The sequence below is a fragment of the Colwellia sp. BRX8-4 genome (assembly GCF_014077345.1).
Taxonomy (GTDB): Bacteria; Pseudomonadota; Gammaproteobacteria; order Enterobacterales; family Alteromonadaceae; genus Colwellia_A.
In genome coordinates, this window is record NZ_JACGVS010000007.1 from 1 (window position 1) to 20,619 (window position 20,619).

Genomic DNA, 20,619 nt, shown 5'->3' on the forward strand with positions numbered 1-20,619 from the left:
CTTAAAATGTTCGACTTGCTCTAGAAGCTGATACAATTGCTAAGCGTGTAGAAGAAGCTAAAGCAGCAACAGCCGCAGTTAAAAAATTAGTAGAAGATAACGAAGCGCGCTGGAAAGAACAAGAAGCTGAGCGTAAAGCTAAAGAGAAAGAGGTTGTTCATTTAACTTCTTCTAAATATGCTCAAGAAGCTGAAGATAAAAATGACTCTGCTGATGAAAGTGGCCGTCGTCGTAAGAAGAAAAAAGCACCTGCAGACCGTAATGCTCGTGGCCGCAACAATGGTCGCGGTAAAGGTAAAACTTTATCTTCACCTGACAGCTTAAAACATGGTTTTACTAAACCAGTAGAAACAAAAGTACAAGATATTCGCATTGGCGAAACTATTTCGGTTGCTGAACTTGCCAATAAAATGGCTAAGAAAGGCGCAGAAGTTGTTAAAGCTATGTTCAAACTAGGCGCAATGGCAACCATTAACCAAGTTATTGACCAAGAAACAGCCGCACTTGTTGCTGAAGATATGGGTTTTGAAGTTGTACTTGTTAAAGAAAATGCCTTGGAAGAAGCTGTACTTGCTGACCGTCATCATACGGGTATCGAGATTACTCGTGCACCTGTTGTTACTATTATGGGTCACGTTGATCACGGTAAAACATCATTACTTGATTACATTCGTAAAGCGAAAGTAGCAGACGGTGAAGCCGGTGGTATTACTCAGCATATTGGTGCTTATCACGTAGAAACTGGTCATGGTATGATCACTTTCTTAGATACTCCAGGTCATGCTGCCTTTACTTCTATGCGTTCTCGTGGTGCTAAAGCAACCGATATCGTTATCATTGTTGTTGCTGCAGATGATGGTGTTATGCCACAGACTGTTGAAGCAATTCAACATGCTAAAGCATCTGATGCACCTATTATCATCGCTGTAAACAAGATGGATAAAGAAGGTGTTGATATCGAACGTGTTAAGAGTGAATTATCTCAACACGGTGTTTTATCTGAAGAGTGGGGCGGTGAAGTTCAATTTTGTCATGTCTCAGCTAAAACAGGTTTAGGTATTGATGACTTACTTGATTCAATATTGCTACAGTCTGAAGTTTTAGAGCTAACTGCTGTTGTCGATAAAATGGCAAGTGGTGTAGTTATTGAATCTAAATTAGATAAAGGCCGCGGCCCAGTAGCAACTATCCTGGTTCAAGAAGGTACTTTAAAGCAAGGTGATATTGTTCTTTGTGGTTTAGAATATGGCCGTGTTCGTGCAATGCGCGATGAAAATGGTAAAGATATTCAATCAGCAGGTCCATCTATCCCAGTTGAAATTATTGGTTTAAGTGGTGTTCCACAATCTGGTGATGAAGCGACTGTTGTTAAAGATGAGAAAAAAGCACGTGAAGTTGCTTTATTCCGTCAAGGTAAATTCCGTGATGTGAAACTTGCTCGTCAACAAAAAGCTAAACTTGAAAATATGTTTGCAAGTATGGCTGAAGGCGAAATTTCTGAAGTAAACGTTGTAATTAAGTCGGATGTTCAAGGTTCACTTGAAGCTATTAGTGACTCATTACTTAAGTTATCTACTGATGAAGTTAAAGTTAGAATCATAGGTTCAGGTGTTGGTGCTATTACTGAAACTGATGCGACATTAGCGGCGGCTTCAAATGCCATCGTGGTTGGTTTTAATGTTCGTGCTGATGCATCTGCGCGTAAAGTGATTGAATCTGAAAACATTGATTTACGCTACTATAGTGTTATTTACGCATTAATTGATGAAGTTAAACAAGCCATGAGCGGCATGTTAGCGCCAGAGTTCAAGCAAGAAATCATTGGTCTTGCACAAGTTCGTGACGTGTTTAAGTCGCCTAAAATCGGCGCAATCGCTGGTTGTATGGTTACTGAAGGTATCATTAAACGTAGTGCTCCAATTCGCGTATTACGTGACTTGGTTGTTATATACGAAGGTGAACTTGAATCACTTCGTCGTTTCAAAGACGATGTTGCAGAAGTTCGTAACGGTACTGAATGTGGTATCGGTGTTAAGAACTACAATGATGTTCGCGTTGGTGACCAAATTGAAGTATTCGAAACAATAGAAATTAAGCGTACGCTATAACTTTAGATTATTGCTGATTGATTGACTGCTTTTGTTGGTTAATCGGCTTCAATGTAATGAGATAGCTCACTTACTGTTGTACAAATACTAAATGGGGGCTTTGCCTCCATTTTTGTTTATATATTAAAAGTTATCAGGTAAAAGTCCTCGATAATTTTATTAGGAGAATTTCCTATGGCAAGAGAATTTGCCCGTACCGACCGTGTCGGACAAGAAATACAAAAAGAAATCGCGACTATTTTGATGCGCGAAGTTAAAGATCCACGCTTAGTCATGACAACAGTTTCTGCTGTCGAGTTGACACGTGATTTAGCTTACGCAAAAATATTCGTGACTTTTTTTACCAATGAAGCCTCAGAAATAAAAAGCTCCATTGAAGTGTTAAATGAAGCTGCTGGTTTTATTCGTTCGTTATTAGCGAAGAAATTACGTGCTCGTATTATGCCGCATTTACGTTTTGTTTATGACAGCTCTATGGCTGAAGGTGTTCGAATGAGTTCATTGGTTGATGAAGCTGTCGCTAGCGATAAGCATATTGCTGAAAGCTCAGAGCGAGATGCTACCGCCTCTAAAGAAGCAACTGATCTCAACAACGAAGAAAATTCATAGGGTACAGCTAGATGGCTAAACGCAGAAAAGGTCGCCCAATTAATGGGGTGATCCTACTTGATAAACCCTATGACATGTCATCGAACAGTGCTTTACAAAAAGTTAAGCGTATCTTCTTTGCACAGAAAGCCGGGCATACTGGGGCATTAGATCCACTTGCTACCGGTATGTTGCCGATTTGTTTAGGTGAAGCAACTAAGTTTTCTCAATTTTTACTCGATACTGATAAAACCTATCAAGTAACAGCAAAATTGGGTGTGCGCACTACAACCAGTGACGCTGACGGCGAAGTTGTTGCGGAAAAGCTGGTTGATGTATCAAGTGAGCAATTAGCAATAGCACTTGAGTCTTTTCGCGGTACCACACAGCAAATTCCTTCCATGTACTCAGCGTTAAAATATAAAGGCCAGCCTTTATATAAATATGCGCGAGAAGGTGTTGAGGTCCCTCGTGAGTCACGAGATATTACGGTTTTTCGTTTAGACTTATTACGCTTTGAAGGTGATGAAGTTGATTTACATATTCATGTATCTAAAGGCACCTATATTCGTACTATCATCGACGATTTAGGCGAACTGCTTGGTTGTGGCGCACATGTTGCTAATTTACGCAGAAGTGCCGTGGGAAATTATCCTACAGATAAAATGGTAACACTGGAACAATTACAAGCATTAGTGGCACAAGCAGAAGAGCAAGAGTTAGCGCCTTCTACTTTACTTGACCCTTTATTGTTACCGATGACGACGGCCTGTGATGGTATCCCTGAGGTTTTTATAGATGATATGTCTGCTAACTTTTTGCGCCACGGTAATCCAGTACAAGCAGCTAATGTTCCAGCTGAAGGTTTAGTGCAGGTTTTTGTTGGAGACAATATCAATGATGGAGAGTTCATTGGTGTTGGTCACATAGACGACAACGGTTTAATTGCACCAAAACGCATTGTTGTTTTAGACGAATTTTTGAAAACGCTGTAATAAATTATTTAACATTTTAGGATCTTGGCTGGTTATCGCCTATATCAGTAAAATAAAACAGCGTTTACTCATGGTTAAATGTTATATAGTCTAACGACAAGTTATTAATGGTGTGACACAAATATCAGTTGCAATTTCGTCTGTCGCTGATACAATGCGCGCTCTTTTGTCACCTTAGCTGAATTAGTGTTTGGCGAGGTGCGAATTTTAAGTACTTTCGAGTACATCACACTAAGGATTTATTATGTCTTTAAATGCTACAGAAAAAGCTGCAATCGTTGCAGAATATGCTCAAAAAGAAGGTGATACTGGTTCACCTGAAGTACAAGTTGCTTTGTTAACTACACAAATCAACCACCTACAAGGTCACTTCAAAGAGCACATCCATGATCATCACTCACGTCGTGGTTTATTGCGCATGGTTGCACAACGTCGTAAGTTACTTGATTACTTAAAAGGCAAAAACGTTGAGCGTTACACAACGGTAATCGCTAAATTAGGTCTACGTCGTTAAGATGTGACTTATTTGTTACCTTTTTTCTTAAAGGTAATATCAAAAAAAGGAGCTTTATAGCTCCTTTTTTTATTGCTAATTTACTGGGTAACTTGCCCAAACTTAGTCAAAGTACGCTTTTTTGTCTTTTCTTAATAACAATTCCCCTTTCTGGCTAGTAAATAGCGCGTTTGATAGTATAATGTGCCTGCAAATTTTTAGAAAATTTAAGCTTTTGCAAAACTAATCAATCCAAACTGTATAATTTTTTGTTCAACTTAAGCGGTTAAAATTTTGCTCTAAGTGAATAAATAATTGTACAGATTGGTTAATCAAGAAAATTTATATTTAGCTAAAAAGGAACATTTATGTTCAATACAGTGACAAAAACATTTGAATTCGGTCAACATACCGTTACTTTAGAAACTGGTGCTATCGCACGTCAAGCAACATGTGCTGTTATGGCAAGCATGGACGATACGTGTGTATTAGTGTCTGTTGTTGGTAAGAAAGAAGCAAAACCAGGACAAGATTTTTTTCCATTAACAGTTAACTACCAAGAGCGTACATACGCAGCGGGTAAAATCCCAGGTGGTTTCTTTAAACGTGAAGGCCGTCCTTCTGAAGAAGAAACATTAATCTGTCGTTTAATTGACCGTCCAATTCGTCCACTTTTCCCAGATGGCTTTACTAACGAAGTTCAAGTTGTTATTACGGTTGTTTCTGCTAACCCAGAAATTGCCCCTGACATCATTTCTTTATTAGGTACGTCTGCAGCTTTAGCTATTTCAGGTATGCCATTTAGTGGTCCTGTTGGCGCAGCACGTGTTGGTTATACTGACGGCAAATACATTCTTAACCCATTACAATCTGAATTAGAAACGTCTAAGTTAAACTTAGTTGTTTCAGGTACTGATTCTGCAGTACTAATGGTTGAGTCTGAAGCTGATATTTTATCTGAAGAAGTTATGCTTGGCGCTGTTATGTATGGCCATGAGCAAATGCAAACGGCTATCACAGCAATTAAAGAAATGGCTGCTGAAGTTAACAATCCTAAGTGGGATTGGGTTGCACCAGTTAAGAATGCTGACCTTATTGCTAAAATTGCAGAATTGAGTGAAGCACAAGTTAACGAAGCTTACCAAATCACTGAAAAAGCTGTTCGATACGAAAAAATCAAAGAAATCCGCGATGGTGTTGTTGAAACATTATTAGCAAGCGATGCAGATCTTAATGTTCAAGAAGCAAAAGATTTATTCCATGACTTAGAGAAAACTGTTGTTCGTGGTCGTATCACTAAAGGCATGCCTCGCATCGATGGTCGTGATCCTGAAATGATCCGTGCCCTAGACGTTATGACAGGCGTATTACCGAGAACTCACGGTTCTGCGGTATTTACTCGTGGTGAAACACAAGCATTAGTTACGGCTACTTTAGGTACACAACGTGATGCACAGCGTCTTGATACTATTATGGGTGAGAAGACTGACGCATTTATGCTTCATTATAACTTTCCTCCATACTGTGTTGGTGAAACAGGTTTTGTTGGCTCTCCAAAGCGTCGTGAAATCGGCCATGGCCGTTTAGCAAAACGCGGTATGTTAGCGGTTATGCCTTCACTTGAAGAATTCCCATATGCTGTGCGTATTGTTTCTGAAATTACAGAATCAAATGGTTCATCTTCAATGGCTTCTGTTTGTGGTGCTTCATTAGCATTAATGGATGCTGGTGTACCAATTAAAGCTTCTGTTGCTGGTATTGCAATGGGCTTAGTTAAAGAAGGCGACGACTTTGTTGTTCTTTCAGACATTTTAGGTGATGAAGATCACTTAGGTGACATGGACTTTAAAGTAGCGGGTACTACCGGTGGTATTACTGCACTTCAAATGGACATTAAAATTGAAGGCATCACTAAAGAAATCATGCAACTTGCTTTAAATCAAGCAAAAGCTGCACGTACTCATATCCTATCTGTAATGGATGAAGCTATCTCTGGTCACCGTGATGATATTTCACAGTTTGCACCACGCATTCATACCATCAAAGTTAGCCAAGATAAAATTCGTGACATCATTGGTAAAGGTGGTGCTACTATCCGCATGCTTACAGAAGAAACAGGTACAACTATCGAGATTGATGACGATGGTACTGTTAAAATTGCTGCAACTAATGGTGAGCAAGCTGAAGATGCGATTAATCGTATTAAAGCATTAACGGCTGAAATTGAAGTAGGTACAATTTACCAAGGTAAAGTAGTACGTATCGTTGATTTTGGTGCTTTTGTTAACGTACTTCCGGGTAAAGATGGTTTAGTTCACATCTCTCAAATCTCTGACGAACGTGTTAATGCTGTAAGTGACGTATTAACTGAAGGCCAGGAAGTTACGGTTAAAGTACTTGAAGTCGACCGTCAAGGCCGTGTACGTTTAAGTATTAAAGAAGCTAATGAGAAAAAGGAAGCACCAGTAGCTGACGCTGCTGAATAGCTTACTTAAAAAGTTAGATAAAAAGGGAGCCTGATGGCTCCCTTTTTTATATACTAAAATGAGTCAATACAAAATTTCATTAGGTACATTATTTCTGTGAATAAATTCTTTAAAGTAGCGCTTGTCATCGTCATCTCATCTTTACAAGGTTGTGCAAGCAGCCCAGAAAATGACGCTTCGCTCGCCATGAATCAACTTATCATTGTCGAACCATTAGCCATAAATTATAAAAGTGAAATAGCGATAGCGCGTCTAACTGATGTTATTCAAAGAGCTGAAATAACCGATGCACAACGAGCTGAACTTTATTATGACCGCGGTGTTGTTTACGACAGTGTTGGTTTACGTTCATTAGCCCGTCTTGATTTCAATCGAGCTTTGCGTTTAAAGCCAGACTTTGTTGATGCCTATAATTTTTTAGGGATCCATTTCACCCAATTGCAAGAGTTCAACCAAGCTTACGAGGCTTTTGATTCGGCAATAGATTTAGCGCCTGAACATGAATATGCCTATTTAAATAGAGGGATTGCTTTATATTATGGTGGTCGTGCTGAACTATCTATTGATGATTTTAGTACTTTTCAGCAACGAAAAAGTAATGACCCTTACCGTATTTTATGGATGTATTTAGCCGAGTCAGCGGCAAATAACCTTAATGCGAAAACATCATTAAAGGTCGCGGCAGAGCAAGTTGAAGAGAGTGTTTGGGCTAAAAATATTATTCAACTTTATCTAGGTGAGATAACCGAGCAAGAATTTATCAGTCAATTATCAATAGGCGTAAATTCTAATAAGGCTTTAAGTGAACGTCTGTGCGAGGCATATTTCTACTTAGGTAAATACTATCAACTCAAAGACAATAATGAACTTGCAGCAAACTTTTTTAAATTAGCCTTAAGTACTAACGTCTATGAGTTTGTTGAACACAGATACGCCAAACTAGAGTTAGACTTAATGCGACAAGAAATTGTTAAAGCCGCTAAGTCGTCTTAATGTGTTGATGGATGTTATTTATACCTGCAAATGAAATATAAAGTCAGCTTAACCATCATCAGCTTATTGACTGTTATATCAATAAGCTCTTTTTTATCGGTAAACTCATTAATTAAAGCCGTAGAAAATGGTTACGCTAACCACTCACAATTAACCGTTATAGAAAAGCTTGGCTTAAACACTCTTTTGTATAAGCATTTAAATACTTATGTTGATAACGACCCAAGATGGCAAAATATTGCTAAATCACTGGCTAAAAGTGATGGAGAGGTGGCATTTAAATTAGCCCAATATTATAAAAGTAAGCAAGGCGACAATAATCAAAGTATCGAGCTATGGCTTGCACAAGCCATTCGATTAGGTCATCAGCAAGCAAGAATAGACTTAGCGAAAATTTATTTTTTCCATAACAAACTACTTGCGGCTAAAAAATTATTATTACCAATATCGTCTAATGGATCTGCCCTAACGCTTTTACTTGAGGTTTTAATTTCAATAGGAGAAAAACCAGAAATAGACCGATATATTAAGCAGCTTGAGACGATAAACGCAGACAAACCATCTGAAGAACTTGAGTCTTTTTCGAAAAAGCTATTGCGTTACAATGTCTTAAATACTCCAAATATACCGTCACAAGCAAATTGTCTAGCGAGCATTGCGCCCTATGCAACGAATCTACGCGACTTAGCATATTTTGAAGAACTGATATCATCCTCGACGTTAGCAACATTACAACCTTACCTTTGTTTTTCACCGGTACAATACATCAGTAAAATAACACTCGCTTGTCACCAAAGTACTAATGAAGCGATTCGATGTGACGAATCTATCTGGCCAAATAATAAGCGAGTGCCAGTAGACAGGTTCATTGCAGTGCTTGTTGAAAAAGGCGGTGCTAACGTAAACGCGGGTATTTTATATATTGATCGTCATGATAATGCAGAAGTCTTTTACCATGAGCTGGCTCATCTACTTGGCTTTATTGATGAGTACGCGCTACCTAAAAATCATTCTCGTTGCTTGGCTGTGCAAAATGCGATGTTCTCCCATAATGTTGCAATTTTGCCCCGTTTTTATCAAGGCTCTCGTGAGAAAGTCCGTGCAGTAATTCTCAGCGAATTACCTTGGGCTAAATATATTTCAAGCAAAACATCGTTAGTGACTCATACTGCGCAAGGTTGGAAATTAGGGACTGTTTCTAAAGAAGGTGATAGCGTGGGTGCTTTTATTGCTGAAAGCTGTAATGAAAAAGACTTTGTTGCAATAAAACCTTTAAAGCAAAGAACTAGGATGCGTTATTATCAAACAGGCTTTCCAGCTTTATACTTACAATTGCTAGCCGACAACCCCGAAAAGTTCTTAATGCCACACTATTTACATAATGTTAGTCTAGCAATAGAAGCAAAAAAATAACGCTTTCGCGCTATTTTTATCAGCCAGATTAGTTGAGACGAGCTCTGCCTAACCTAAAGGAATAGGGCCAATAATTGGCTTACTCGCTTTAGTCGTCTCATATTTATGGGTACTTTGAGACGTATTCATTTTCTTATTTGCCTTCTTAATAATCACAGTCGCGTTTTTAACTTTTGCTATCGGCCACATAGTATTGCGATTAAGTGCATTTATTCCTTCATCTGCGATGTCATTTGATACAGCTGTTGGTAAACCTTCTTGTGCAGGCTTTGGATGCTTATTTGCTTTAATGAACCATGAAAATAACTTCATACTTTTCACCCTTTATTTTCTTTACTGTTTAACTCTAGTTTAAAACAGGTAAATTAGCCTATTATTTTGGACTATTGTCTAAATAAACTAGCGAGACTCTTGATTGTTTAAATGATCAATTTTTATAGTATTATCAGGTATAATTATGTCAGTAATATTATCTTTGCATGTAATCTCTTATGAATAAATTCGATGTCAGCACATTTCGCCAGCATTTTCCTTTGCTCAGTAATACCGTCAACGACTTGCCCTTAGTTTATTTTGATAATGGCGCTACCACTCAAAAGCCTAATGTGGTTATCGATACCGAAGCTGAGGTGTATCAGCAATATAATGCTAATGTTCATCGTGCCTCACATGCTCTGAGTGCTAAAGCTACTTTGGCTTTTGAGCAAGCTAGAGCTAAGGTGCAACACTTTATTCAAGCCAAATACTTAGAAGAAATCATTTGGACTCCAGGTACAACGGGAGGAATTAATTTAATTGCTCAGAGTTGGGGGCAGAAAAACTTACAAGCGGGCGATGAAATATTATTAAGCCATGCTGAACACCACGCTAACATCGTGCCTTGGCAAATGATTGCCGAAAAAACTGGCGCTATTATTAAAGTTTTACCTTTAGATGCGAGCGGTCGTATCGATGAAAATAGCTTAGTAGATTATTTTAATGAAAAAACTAAGGTGGTTAGTTTTACGCATATTTCTAACGTGATTGGTAAAGTGAATCCCGTTAAAAAAATAATCACCTTAGCTAAAAAATATAAAGCCATAACGGTTATTGACGGTGCTCAAGCTTGTGCCCACTTAGCACTAAATATGCAAACTCTAGACTGTGACTTCTACGTTTTTTCAGCACACAAAATGTTTGGACCCACGGGCGTTGGTGTTTTATACGGTCGACGTGACTTATTAACGGCTATGCCTCCTTATCAGGGGGGGGGAGAAATGATAAAAAAAGTTAGTTTTCAAGGAACATCATTTAATCAACTCCCCTTTAAATTTGAAGCTGGGACACCGAACTATGCTGGTGTTATTGCTTTCTCTGCCAGTATTGAATTCATTAATTCATTTGGAGTAGCTCTGTTAGCAAAATATGAAAGCTTGCTGACATGCTACTGTTATGAAAAATTATCACAAATTAAAGTGGTTAAATTTGTTGTTGAGGACAAACCTGATATTAGCGTACTTTCATTCACCGTCTGTGGTGCACATAATTACGATATTGCCAGCGGGCTAGATGCATATGGTATTGCCATCAGAAGTGGACATCATTGTGCGATGCCTTTAATGGACTATTTAAAATTAAGTGGCTGTATTAGAGTTTCATTAGCGGCTTATAATACTTATGCAGAAATTGATTTTTTTATTGAGAAACTAAATTTACTGATCCAAGGCACAGATGACAATGTTGATAAAATTATTATTGAACCATATCACTTAGCACAGCCGGTCAATTCAACTAATCACTCAGCTATGATAGTAAGATTTAGTTTATTAAAAGGTTGGGATTCTCGTCATCGAGAAATAATGATGTTGGGTAAGTCATTAGTCAGAATGGATAAAAGCTTCCGTAACAACACTACCTTGATTGTAGGATGCGAAAGTCATGCCTGGTTAATAGCAACTAAAAATACTCAAGATGAGTTTATTTTTAGTTGCGACAGTGACGCTAAAGTTATTCGAGGTTTAATGGTAATTATATTAGCTGCTTTTCAGCAGCTTTCATCGGCACAGATATTAGCGTTTGACGACCAATCTTATTTTTCAAAGTTGGGTTTGTTACAGCACTTGAGCCCATCACGTAGTAATGGTGTTAAAGCCATCGTTGAAAAAATTAAAATGATGGCAAGGCAACATCAAAGCTGATGCTTAGCTAAATATTTCTTAATTGCACGGCTGGTAGCAAAGAAAGCAAATGTGGCTGTAACGTGAGTAACCGCGCCAAAACCTGAGCTGCAATCTAACCGTACCGTACCATTTTGAGTTTGCTTTGCGTGACAAACATTGCCATTTTCATCAGGATAAACCAGTTGTTCAGTAGAAAAAACGGCATCAATTGAAAACTTTCGCTTATTGCTTGTTTTTGCATCGGCTTTCGGGAAGTTAAATTCACGGCGCAGTTGATTTTTTACCTTAGCAAGCAATGGATCTTGATAAGTTTGGCTCAAGTCACAAAGTTGAATCTTACTTGGATCTGTTTGCCCTCCTGCGCCACCAATAGTAATTACTGGTATTTTATTGCGTTTACAATGAGCAATAATAGCCGTTTTTATTTTCACTGAGTCAATAGCATCGATGACATAATCAAAATCGTTACTTAATAGTTCACGCAAATTATCAAAAGTGACAAAATCTTCAATGACATTCACCTGACAGCTTGGATTAATTTGCTTAATACGTTCAGCCATCACATCGACCTTACTTTCTCCAATCGTTTCAGTAAGTGCATGAATTTGTCTATTGATATTGGTTGTGCAGATATCATCTAAATCAATTAATGTTATCGAACCAATCCCTGTTCTTGCTAAAGATTCAGCAGCCCAAGAACCAACACCACCGATGCCTATCACACAGAAGTGCGCTTTTTCTAATAAAGCAGCACCTGCAGCGCCGTAAAGACGCGCAATCCCACCAAATCTCATTTGATATTCAGACATACCGTAATCATTAACTCATAAAATTTTTAACATTATAAGGGTGAATTAACACTGAATACAGCAAATCCCGTAAGCAATTAACTTTTTTCTTTATCTCGCTATTTTTACCCTTAACAATGACGACTTTATCCGCTGGCTGCACCTTAATTTAAAGTGTTGAGGCAGCAGAATTGTAATGGTTTGGTTGATTTATTAATAAATCAATCAATGATTGTGAGAGTGTAAGGTGACAATTACAGTTGATTTAGCTGAGTATAGTGTTGGAAAAATAAATATGCAGTGGCAAGGTATCAATTATTTTACTTATAATTAATAAATCATCAGTATTGTAAACAATTATTGTAGTAATTTTTAGCTATTATCGGTATAGATTTGGCCCGGAATTAAGCTGAACTATCCGTCTGTGTTTTTTTAATTTACTGTTTATTAATACTATTTTTTATGTGTATAGCTAGTATTCTTTATTGTTATAATGATTATTTATTGAGCTGCTTTATGTTTTTATCAAGATAAAGCTGTTTTTATTGCAGTAAAGAGAAAATTATTACTAAGGCGAGGCAAAAGAAATTTCCTGATAATCAAAGAAAAAAGGGTTATTAATTGTTTTTATGATGCGACTAAAATTGAAGGAATAAAAAAGGTAGCGTGAGCTACCTTTCAAAGAGTGATTTATAAAATAAAGAATTATCTTTTATTTAATGGGATAAATTCACGGTCAATTTCACCAATATAATTTTGACGAGGACGACCAATTTTTTGACCCGCTTGACCTAACATTTCATCCCAGTGAGAAATCCAACCCACGGTACGAGACATAGCAAATACTACTGTGAACATGTTGGTAGGAATACCGATAGCTTTCAAGATGATACCTGAATAAAAATCTACATTCGGGTAAAGTTTTTTCTCAATAAAGTATGGGTCTTCAAGGGCCACTTTTTCAAGAGCCATTGCCACGTCTAAAAGAGGATCTTTTATGCCTAACTCTTTCAATACTTCATGACATGTTTCACGCATTACTGTTGCGCGTGGATCAAAGTTTTTGTAAACACGATGTCCGAAACCCATTAAGCGAAATGAATCACTCTTATCTTTAGCACGAGCAACAAATTCGTCAACACGCTCTAATGTACCAATTTGCTCAAGCATTTTTAAGCAGGCTTCGTTAGCGCCGCCATGTGCAGGGCCCCACAAAGATGCTACGCCTGCAGCGATACATGCATAAGGGTTAGCACCAGAAGAGCCAGCTAAACGAACTGTTGAAGTTGAAGCGTTTTGCTCGTGATCTGCATGCAATGTAAATATTCTATCCATGGCACGGGCAACAGTAGGGCTAACAACATACTCTTCTGCAGGTACAGAGAACATCATATGTAAGAAGTTTTCTGCATAGCTTAATTCATTACGTGGATAAACGAATGGTTGGCCAATGCTGTATTTGTAAGCCATTGCTGAAATAGTTGGCATTTTAGCAATTAAGCGATGCGCACTGCGCATACGTTGCACAGGATCTTCAATGTCTAAATCACTATGATAAAATGAAGACATAGCACCAACAACACCACAAAGCATTGCCATTGGGTGTGCGTCAGGCAAGAAACCTTGGAAAAAATGAGCCAGTTTCTCGTGAACCATAGTATGGTTGGTAATAATATCAACAAATTCATCATATTGAGTCGATGTTGGTGCATCACCGTTTAACAAAATATAACAAACTTCTAGATAGTTAGCTTGTTTAGCTAAACTGTCAATTGGATAACCACGATGTTGTAAAATACCTTTACCACCATCGATATAAGTAATAGCTGATTCACATGAAGCGGTTGCTAAGAAACCCGGGTCATAAGTGAAATAACCATAATTACCCAAAGTTCTGATGTCTATTACGTCGTTACCGGCGCTACCTGAAAGTATTGGTAAATCTGCAACTACGTTACCATCAATACTGAGAGTGGCTTTAGATTCAGCCATATGTTTAATCCCCTATAAATTATTTAATTCGCTTGCTGAACTTACTTTTGAAAAGTTAGTCAGTTTTTATGAATATAAAACTGACCGTATTCTACTTCATTATACCCCCTTAAAGTCAAACCAATTGTTTCTACCTTAGACTAAAGTTAAAGAATTGCTAAAATAGGTTAAATAATAGTCTGATACCTTTGAAATAAAGGTGAAATTCTCGCGTAAGAAAATTGTAATTAAAAATGTTCAGCTATATAATCAAGCTGATCTAATTTTTGTATTTGTAGATTATTTCATTAATAGACAAATATTAACTAAGATCGCTAGGGGATTGCTCAATTGATTGTAAACACGTTTACTTATTTCATTGAGCAATAAAAAAACAAGTTGAAGGCTCAAAGAACTCTTTAGGCGAAATTGTGAAAAAACAACGTCCTGTAAACCTAGATCTGACTACAATTAAAATGCACCCTTCGGCAAACGCCTCGATATTGCACCGTGTTTCTGGTGTCATTATGGTATTTGCTATTGGTATATTATTGTGGGCACTTTCGTTATCTCTATCTTCCGCTGAAGGATTTGCTCAAGTTCAAGCATGTCTGGATGGTTTCATATTTAAATTCATTATGTTTGGCATAATCTCTGCTCTAACGTTCCATATATTAATGGGTGTTCGTCACTTATTTATGGACTTAGGCCATTTTGAAGAATTAGCTTCAGGTAACACCAGTGCTAAATTTGCTATGGCACTTTGGTTTATACTTACCGTCGTAGTAGGAGTTTGGTTATGGTAAACAACATTGCTACTGTAGGCCGAAATGGCGTACATGATTTTATTCTTATAAGAGCAAGCGCTATTATTTTAACGTTATATACGTTATTGATCGCTGGCTTTTTTGTAGTTACTCCAGATGTAACTTATGACGCTTGGCATAGCTTTTTTGGCTTGATGTCAGTAAAAATAGCAACATTACTTGCTGTTTTGTCAGTTGTTATTCATGCGTGGATTGGTATTTGGCAAGTATTGTCTGATTATATTAAACCAGCTTTTTTGCGTGGGTCATTACAATTTTTCTTTTCTGTTACTTTATTAGCTTACCTTGCGGCAGGCTTTTTAATTGTGTGGGGTGTATAAGTGGGCGTTCCAATTCGTGAATTTGACGCTATAGTTATTGGCGCCGGTGGTGCAGGTATGCGCGCTGCATTAGCTATTTCTGAATCAGGCAAATCTTGTGCCTTGATTTCTAAAGTTTTTCCTACTCGTTCTCATACAGTATCTGCTCAAGGTGGTATCACTGTTGCGCTAGGTAATGCGCATGAAGATCATTGGGAACAACATATGTACGATACCGTTAAGGGTTCTGATTATATCGGAGATCAAGACGCAATCGAATACATGTGTAAAACAGGTCCTGAATCTATTATTGAGTTAGAGAAAATGGGTCTACCCTTTTCTCGTACTGAAGAAGGTAAGATTTATCAACGTCCTTTCGGTGGCCAATCTAAAAACTTTGGTGGCGAACAAGCTGCACGTACAGCAGCCGCAGCCGATCGTACTGGCCATGCTTTATTACATTGCTTGTACCAACAAAACGTTAAAAATAAAACTAATGTCTACTCTGAATGGTATGCACTAGATTTAGTTAAAAATAGTGACGGTGCTATTGTTGGTACAACCGCTATTTGTATCGAAACAGGCGAGATTGTTTACTTCAAAGCCCGTGCTACGGTATTAGCTACCGGTGGTGCTGGTCGTATCTATGCATCAACAACTAATGCTCACATCAATACTGGTGACGGCGTTGGTATGGCAGTTCGTGCTGGCATACAGATGCAAGACATGGAAATGTGGCAGTTTCATCCAACAGGAATCGCCGGTGCAGGTACGCTTGTTACTGAAGGTTGTCGTGGAGAAGGTGGTTACCTGCTTAACAAAGATGGCGAGCGTTTCATGGAACGTTATGCACCAAATGCTAAAGATTTAGCAGGTCGTGACGTAGTTGCTCGTTCTATGATGACAGAGATCCGTGAAGGTCGTGGTTTTGACGGTCCTATGGGTCCGCATCTTAAACTTAAACTTGATCATTTAGGCCGTGAAACGCTTGAAAAACGTTTACCAGGTGTTTGTGATTTATCTAAAACATTTGCTCACGTAGATCCAGCAGTAGAACCTATTCCAGTTATACCAACTTGTCATTATCAGATGGGTGGTGTCCCTTGTAACGTGAATGGCCAAGCGATTAACTTTAACCCAGAAACGGGTAAAGAAACTATCGTTGAAGGGTTATTTGCCGTTGGTGAAATCGCTTGTGTATCTGTTCATGGAGCAAACCGTTTAGGTGGTAATTCTCTTCTTGATTTAGTGGTCTTTGGTCGTGCAGCGGGTAATTTCTTAGGCACTTACCTAAATGATACGCAAAGCGGAAAAGATGCCTCTGAGTCTGACTTAGAAGCTTCATTAGCACGTACTAATCGTTGGGAGTCATCTGTAAAAGGTGGAGAAAGTCCAACTAAAATACGTAAAGACTTGCAAAAATGTATGCAATTTAACTTCTCGGTATTCCGTGAAGGTGAGGCTATGGCCGAAGGCATGCAAGAGTTGACTGAAATCCGTGAACGTCTTCAACATGCGAGCCTCGATGATAAGTCTACAGAATTTAACACGCAACGTATTGAGTGTTTAGAATTAGACAACTTGATGGAAACGGCTTTTTGTACAGCTAAAGCAGCTAACTTCCGTACTGAATCTCGTGGTGCACATGCCCGTCAAGATTTCACTGAACGTGATGATGAGAACTGGTTATGCCACTCTATCTACACGCCAGAAACAGAAGAGATGACAAAACGTTCTGTAAATATGAAACCTATTCATCGTGAAGCTTTCCCACCGAAAGCTCGTGTATATTAAGGAGCATTGCAATGAAACAAATTTTTTCGATTTATCGTTACAACCCTGATGTTGATAATGCACCTTACATGAAAGATTATGAGCTGGATATTCCAGAAGGCTCAGATATGATGGTACTTGATGCACTTATTTTATTAAAAGAGCAAGATACGACTATCTCTTTCCGTCGTTCATGTCGTGAGGGAGTATGTGGCTCTGACGGTATGAATATTAACGGTAAAAATGGTTTAGCTTGTATTACACCATTATCGGCTGTTCCAGCAAAGAAAATAGTGTTACGCCCTTTACCTGGTTTACCGGTAGTACGTGATTTAGTTATTGATATGACACAGTTCTATAATCAATATGAAAAAATCAAGCCGTTCTTAATTAATGATGGTAAAAACCCTCCTGCACGTGAGCATCTTCAATCGATTGAAGAGCGCGAAAAGCTTGATGGTTTATATGAGTGTATTTTATGTGCTTGTTGTTCAACTTCTTGTCCGTCTTTCTGGTGGAACCCAGATAAGTTTATTGGACCAGCAGGTTTGTTGCATGCTTATCGCTTCTTAATTGATAGCCGTGATACTGCAACCGAAGAACGTTTAGATGGTTTGCAAGATGCCTACAGCGTATTCCGTTGTCATGGTATTATGAACTGTGTTGATGTTTGTCCAAAAGGATTAAACCCAACGAAAGCTATCGGCCATATTAAGTCGATGTTGATTTCACGCGCAGTATAAAATTAAATAGCAGAGTGTTAGATGAAATTATCTAGCACTTTGGTGTTTTAAAACAGGAATAGTCATCATTAGCAGATGACAATTAGCCATTAGTCTAGTTGACTTGCTAACGATAATTGTTTATTTTTTTATTGCTTTTATCCCATAAAGGAACAGGCAATGCCCGAAGGTACAATGAAGGCTTGGTTAGAGTCTTCTCATTTAAGTGGCGCTAACGCTACTTACATTGAAGAATTATACGAATCTTATTTGGATAACTCCCAATCTGTTTCTGCAGAATGGCGAACGTTATTCCAACAACTTCCAAAAATTGAAGGTGCTGACTTAGAATTCAGGCACTCTGAAATCCGCAATGAATTTAAAGAATTAGCTAAGCAATCCCATAAAACTGTTGTTGTTTCTGGTAGTAGTGATGCCAAACAAGTTAAAGTTTTACAGCTAATTAATGCTTTTCGTTTTCGTGGACATCAAAATGCCAACCTTGACCCATTAGGTTTGTGGAAGCGAGATAAGGTACGCGATTTACAACTGTCGCATCATGAACTTTCAGAAAACGACTTTGATACAGAGTTCAACGTCGGCTCATTTGCTACTTCTCAAGATGCGATGAAGTTAGGTGACTTATACAATGCCCTAAAAACTACTTACTGTGGTTCTATCGGTGCTGAATATATGCACATTACTGACACCGATGAAAAACGTTGGATCCAACAACGTTTAGAGTCTGTTCAGTCGCAAGCAAAATTTTCTGTCGACCAAAAAGAAGAAATTCTTAAAGGTCTTATCGCTGCCGATGGTATTTGTAAATACCTTGGAGCTAAGTTTCCAGGCGCTAAACGTTTCTCCCTTGAAGGTGGTGATGCGTTAATACCTATGCTAAAAGAGCTTATTACTCGTGCTGGTACGCAAGGCACTAAAGAAGTTGTTATTGGTATGGCTCACCGTGGCCGCTTAAATGTCTTAGTTAACGTGATGGGTAAAAATCCGTCAAAGTTATTTGACGAGTTTGGCGGTAAACACGATGAAATTTTATCTTCAGGTGATGTTAAATATCACCAAGGTTATTCATCAGATTTTGTAACGCCTGGTGGCAATGTTCATTTAGCTTTGGCCTTTAATCCATCGCATCTAGAAATTGTTAACCCTGTTGTTATTGGCTCAGTCCGTGCGCGTCAAGACAGACGTGGTGATAAAGTCGGTGATACGGTTCTTCCGGTTACGATTCATGGTGACGCTGCTATTGCCGGTCAGGGTGTGGTTCAAGAAACTTTTAATATGTCACAAGCACGTGCATTTAAAGTTGGCGGAACGATACGTATCGTTGTCAATAATCAGGTTGGTTTTACAACGTCAAATCCTGCAGATACGCGCAGTGGTGAATATTGTACTGAAATAGCAAAAATGGTTTCAGCACCGATTCTTCATGTTAATGGCGATGACCCAGAAGCTGTTATCTTGGCAACACAAATTGCCCTTGATTATCGCAACGAATTTAAGCGCGATGTCGTTATCGACCTTGTTTGCTACCGTCGTCATGGTCACAATGAAGCTGATGAGCCTAGTGCAACGCAGCCATTGATGTACAAAAAAATTAAGAAACACCCAACACCTCGTCAACTCTATGCACAGCAACTTGATACTGAGGGTTCAATCAATTTAGATAAGTCGAATGAATTAACCTCTTATTATCGTAAATTGCTAGACGAAGGTCAGTGTACGGTTGAACAATGGCGACCTATGACAGAGCATTCTGTCGATTGGACTCCATACCTTGGCCATGAGTGGGACGATGATTACGATAAAGAAATTTCTGTTGAAAAGCTGAAAGAACTTGCCGGTAAATTGTCAACATATCCTGAGTCTCATCCTGTACAAGGTCGTGTTAAGAAGATATACGATGATCGCGTTAAAATGGCATCGGGTGAAAAATTACTCGATTGGGGTATGGCAGAAAACTTAGCTTATGCCTCGGTTGTTGATTTAGGTAAACGTGTTCGTATTACTGGGCAAGACTCTGGCCGCGGTACTTTTTTCCATCGTCATGCTGTTTTACATAACCAAGATGATGCTAGCAAATACTTACCTTTGCAAAATATTCGCGAAGGACAAGGTCCATTCGATATTCATGACTCAGTGTTGTCAGAAGTATCAGTGGTTGCCTTTGAATATGGCTATACCACAGCAGAGCCTGCAGGGCTTACTATTTGGGAAGCGCAATTTGGTGATTTTGCTAACTGTGCACAAGTAGTCTTTGACCAATTTATTAGTTCAGGTGAGCAAAAGTGGGGCCGTTTATGTGGTTTAACTATGTTGTTACCTCACGGCTATGAAGGTCAAGGTCCTGAGCATTCATCTGCACGATTAGAGCGCTTCTTACAACTTTGTGCCGATCATAATATGCAAGTTTGTGTGCCATCAACACCTGCGCAAGTATTTAATATGCTGCGTCGACAAGTTGTTCGTCCTATGCGTCGTCCATTGGTTGTTATGTCGCCTAAGTCATTATTAAGACATCCTTTAGCGGTCTCTTCATTAGAAGAGCTATCGACGGGTGTGTTCCATAATGTCATTGGTGAAGTTGACGATATCGATCCGAAAAAAGTGACACGTGTCGTTTTTTGTAGTGGTAAAGTTTACTATGAATTACTTGATCAGCGTCGCAAGAGTGAGCAAGAAAATGTTGTTATCATTCGAATCGAGCAGCTATATCCATTTCCAGAAGAAGAGCTTCAAGCAGAGTTGGCCAAATACCAGCATGTTAAGCAATTCGTTTGGTGTCAGGAAGAACCGCAAAACCAAGGTGCATGGTATTGTTCACAGCATCACTTTAGAGCGGCAATACCTGAAGGTACTTATTTGACATATGCTGGTCGTAAGGCCTCTGCAGCACCAGCTGTAGGTTATATGTCTGTCCATGTAAAAGAACAACAAGCGCTAGTCAATGACGCGCTATCTGTTGAAGACTAGTGAGTAAGGAATAAAA

The 20,619-nt window shown here is 38.6% G+C and carries 15 protein-coding genes and 1 pseudogene; 13 read left to right on the forward strand and 3 right to left on the reverse strand.

Features of this window, described 5'->3' with window-relative positions; all coding sequences use genetic code 11:
- Positions 1-11: 11 nt before the first annotated feature.
- From infB to H4J56_RS07725, 7 genes and pseudogenes are all read left to right on the forward strand, one after another.
- Positions 12-2,108: pseudogene (infB, locus tag H4J56_RS07695) on the forward strand (translation initiation factor IF-2); the annotation flags it as partial.
- Positions 2,109-2,282: 174 nt separating this feature from the next.
- Positions 2,283-2,717, forward strand: a complete 435-nt coding sequence (gene rbfA, locus H4J56_RS07700) for a 30S ribosome-binding factor RbfA (protein WP_182215444.1) — start codon at positions 2,283-2,285, stop codon at positions 2,715-2,717.
- Positions 2,718-2,728: 11 nt separating this feature from the next.
- Complete coding sequence (gene truB / locus H4J56_RS07705) at positions 2,729-3,691, forward strand: tRNA pseudouridine(55) synthase TruB (RefSeq protein WP_182215442.1); 963 nt, start codon at positions 2,729-2,731, stop codon at positions 3,689-3,691.
- Between the two features lie 244 nt (positions 3,692-3,935).
- Positions 3,936-4,205, forward strand: coding sequence for a 30S ribosomal protein S15 (gene rpsO / locus H4J56_RS07710; RefSeq protein ID WP_070376186.1), 270 nt, complete (start codon positions 3,936-3,938; stop codon positions 4,203-4,205).
- 347 nt (positions 4,206-4,552) lie between these two features.
- On the forward strand, positions 4,553-6,670 hold the full coding sequence (pnp, locus tag H4J56_RS07715; protein WP_182215440.1) for a polyribonucleotide nucleotidyltransferase: 2,118 nt from the start codon (positions 4,553-4,555) through the stop codon (positions 6,668-6,670).
- Positions 6,671-6,766: 96 nt separating this feature from the next.
- Complete coding sequence (gene nlpI, locus H4J56_RS07720) at positions 6,767-7,663, forward strand: lipoprotein NlpI (RefSeq protein ID WP_182259138.1); 897 nt, start codon at positions 6,767-6,769, stop codon at positions 7,661-7,663.
- Positions 7,664-7,693: 30 nt separating this feature from the next.
- The gene (locus H4J56_RS07725) at positions 7,694-9,076 is read left to right on the forward strand and encodes a hypothetical protein (protein WP_182259139.1); all 1,383 of its coding nucleotides are present in this window, start codon (positions 7,694-7,696) and stop codon (positions 9,074-9,076) included.
- Between the two features lie 48 nt (positions 9,077-9,124).
- Here the strand turns inward: H4J56_RS07725 and H4J56_RS07730 are convergent, their stop codons facing one another.
- Positions 9,125-9,388, reverse strand: a complete 264-nt coding sequence (locus tag H4J56_RS07730) for a hypothetical protein (protein ID WP_182215434.1) — start codon at positions 9,386-9,388, stop codon at positions 9,125-9,127.
- Between the two features lie 179 nt (positions 9,389-9,567).
- On the opposite strand from H4J56_RS07730, the gene H4J56_RS07735 reads away from it, so the two are divergent.
- Positions 9,568-11,253 carry a SufS family cysteine desulfurase gene (locus H4J56_RS07735; protein ID WP_182259140.1) on the forward strand — a complete coding sequence of 562 codons (1,686 nt, stop codon included), beginning with the start codon at positions 9,568-9,570 and terminating at the stop codon, positions 11,251-11,253.
- Here the strand turns inward: H4J56_RS07735 and tcdA are convergent.
- Complete coding sequence (gene tcdA / locus H4J56_RS07740; RefSeq protein ID WP_182215431.1) at positions 11,244-12,044, reverse strand: tRNA cyclic N6-threonylcarbamoyladenosine(37) synthase TcdA; 801 nt, start codon at positions 12,042-12,044, stop codon at positions 11,244-11,246. The two genes, H4J56_RS07735 and tcdA, sit on opposite strands and share 10 nt — an antisense overlap.
- 684 nt (positions 12,045-12,728) lie before the next feature.
- Positions 12,729-14,015, reverse strand: a complete 1,287-nt coding sequence (locus H4J56_RS07745) for a citrate synthase (protein WP_182215429.1) — start codon at positions 14,013-14,015, stop codon at positions 12,729-12,731.
- A gap of 410 nt (positions 14,016-14,425) precedes the next feature.
- Here H4J56_RS07745 and sdhC point away from each other — a divergent pair, with 410 nt between their 5' ends.
- From sdhC to H4J56_RS07770, 5 genes are all read left to right on the forward strand, one after another.
- A complete protein-coding gene (gene sdhC / locus H4J56_RS07750; RefSeq protein ID WP_070376194.1) occupies positions 14,426-14,800 on the forward strand; it encodes a succinate dehydrogenase, cytochrome b556 subunit in 375 nt (124 codons plus the stop codon).
- Entirely contained in the window at positions 14,794-15,141 is a 348-nt protein-coding gene (gene sdhD, locus H4J56_RS07755; protein ID WP_070376195.1) for a succinate dehydrogenase, hydrophobic membrane anchor protein, read from the forward strand. The genes sdhC and sdhD overlap by 7 nt, the downstream gene beginning before the upstream one ends.
- Entirely contained in the window at positions 15,142-16,914 is a 1,773-nt protein-coding gene (sdhA, locus tag H4J56_RS07760; RefSeq protein ID WP_070376196.1) for a succinate dehydrogenase flavoprotein subunit, read from the forward strand.
- A gap of 11 nt (positions 16,915-16,925) precedes the next feature.
- Positions 16,926-17,636 (forward strand): succinate dehydrogenase iron-sulfur subunit, encoded by a 711-nt coding sequence (locus H4J56_RS07765; RefSeq protein WP_070376197.1) that lies wholly within the window; start codon positions 16,926-16,928, stop codon positions 17,634-17,636.
- Between the two features lie 159 nt (positions 17,637-17,795).
- Entirely contained in the window at positions 17,796-20,603 is a 2,808-nt protein-coding gene (locus H4J56_RS07770) for a 2-oxoglutarate dehydrogenase E1 component (RefSeq protein WP_182222941.1), read from the forward strand.
- Positions 20,604-20,619: the final 16 nt, after the last annotated feature.